The sequence below is a fragment of the Pontimicrobium sp. MEBiC01747 genome, assembly GCF_053601635.1.
The window spans coordinates 1-2,000 of sequence record NZ_JBSHNS010000053.1 but is presented as its reverse complement, the minus strand read 5'-3'; the positions used below and the strand labels follow the sequence as shown (position 1 = coordinate 2,000).

General features: G+C 28.3%; 2 protein-coding genes. Both read left to right on the top strand.

Annotated features, from left to right (window positions below; all coding sequences use genetic code 11):
• A partial coding sequence (locus ACVC2P_RS00825) for a glycosyltransferase (protein ID WP_452596586.1) occupies positions 1-1,900 on the top strand: 1,900 nt, incomplete at its 5' end.
• The coding region (locus tag ACVC2P_RS00820; RefSeq protein ID WP_452596587.1) for a 7-cyano-7-deazaguanine synthase at positions 1,887-2,000 on the top strand (114 nt) is incomplete at its 3' end. The genes ACVC2P_RS00825 and ACVC2P_RS00820, both read left to right, overlap by 14 nt.

Genomic DNA, 2,000 nt, shown 5'->3' with positions numbered 1-2,000 from the left:
ATATATACCTTATTTTGGTTTTGAGGCCGGAGGATTTGTTCCAGAGGTTCGTTTTTGTTTATTAAACAGAGAACGTTTACATAAACAACTGCCTTTATCTAATAAGTTATTTAATAACAATTTAAAGTTAAGCTGGTATCGCTCTTTAGAATTAAAACAAAAACAAGCAAATGTATGTTCTATTAGAGGAGGGAGCTCAGAATCATTTTTTATCCACCCACCAAATTTTAAAAAAAAGGATAAAGATGTTTGGTTCACTAAAGTTGATAGAGTAGAACAACTACAGATTCCTGAAACACAAGCGAATCAATTTGACCTTATAGATTCTTATTATAACTGGACAAATCCAAAGCGTAATGAAGATCTAGTAATAATATCTTGTTTTAGAGATGTAAGCCTTCCTAGGTTTTTAAGATACTGGTATTCATTAACCAGTCAAACCTTTCAAAACTGGGGGTTGATATTAATTGATGACCAATCTGAAAATGGAATTTCTTATTTTATTAAAGAATTGATTAAACCTTACAGCGATAAAGTGACTTTTATAAATAATAAGTTTAAAATGGGGTCTGCTCACAATATCTACAAGGGGATCCATTATTTTATGAATAATCAAAACTCTATAGTTGTAGTACTTGATGGAGATGATGCGTTAATAGGGAAAAAGGCTCTAAAAAACCTTTACGAAAAATACTATTATAATAAAGCAGATGTAGTAATTGGTAAAATGTATAGAACAGATAAATTACATGCACATTATAATTATACACCAAATTTTATTAACCCTCGATTATATGGAGGGAATGTATGGCAACATATTAGAAGTTTTAAAAAATATTTATATGACTCGTTAGGGTTTGAAGACCTTAAAATTAAAAATGAAAACCAAAACATTCAAGATGTTTTATTATCGAAACGATTTAGTGAGAAAATGGTTTTTCCAGAATATTGTTGTGATTTTTCATATATGATACCTATAGTTGAAATGTCTAGTAATCCAATATGGATTAATCATTTTAATGTTTTACACGATAGAACCACAATAAACACAACGGACGTTAAAAAACTAAAAAACAAAATAATAGATGAGATTTTATTAAAGAAACCAAAATCGCAAAAAGATGTTTTTATAGGAAGAAAAACATTTTTACCAAATCTAAAAAAGATTGAAATAGATATAACATACGAGTGTAATTTAAAGTGTATAAATTGTAATAGGTCTTCAACGCAAGCACCAGTTAAAACAGGAATGACTCTAACCCAAATAGAAGAATTTGTTAAAGAATCAATTAGTTTAAATAAAAAGTGGGAACTTATAAATTTACTGGGAGGGGAGCCAACTATTCATATAAATTTCATTGAAATTGTAAATTTAATTTTATATAACTATATCATTCCATATTCACCAAATACTATATTACAAATTACAAGTAATGGTTTTGGTGATATTGTTAATAATAAGCTTAATTTAATGCCTAAACATACTAATATAATTATAGATTATGCTTCATTTAAAGACGAGAGAGTTGTACCCTATTTTTCTCCATTTAATGATGCACCAATAGATAATAAAGAATTAAATGATAAGGAGTACAATAAAGGATGTTGGGTAACATCATATTGCGGCATAGGCTTAAATCAATTAGGTTATTACCCATGTGGTGTAGCTGGAGGCATAGATCGTGTTTTTGAAAAAAAAATGGGTGTTAAAAAATTAGTGAATGTTGATGAATCCATTGCAGATTTATTAGATGAATTTTGCAGGTACTGTGGAAATTTTACAGATTATAGCGTAAATCAAGGAAATTTCATCCCTAGGCACGAAAAAGCTGCTGTAGAAAAGCCTAAGATGTCTTTAACGTGGAAAAAACAATACAAAATATATAATGGAAAAAAATAAAGTTATCTTATTACTTAGCGGAGGTATTGATTCTACAACATTATTAGCAAAATTAAAAGATGAAAAAAAAGACGTATTGGCAATTAGTTTTTCATATAAC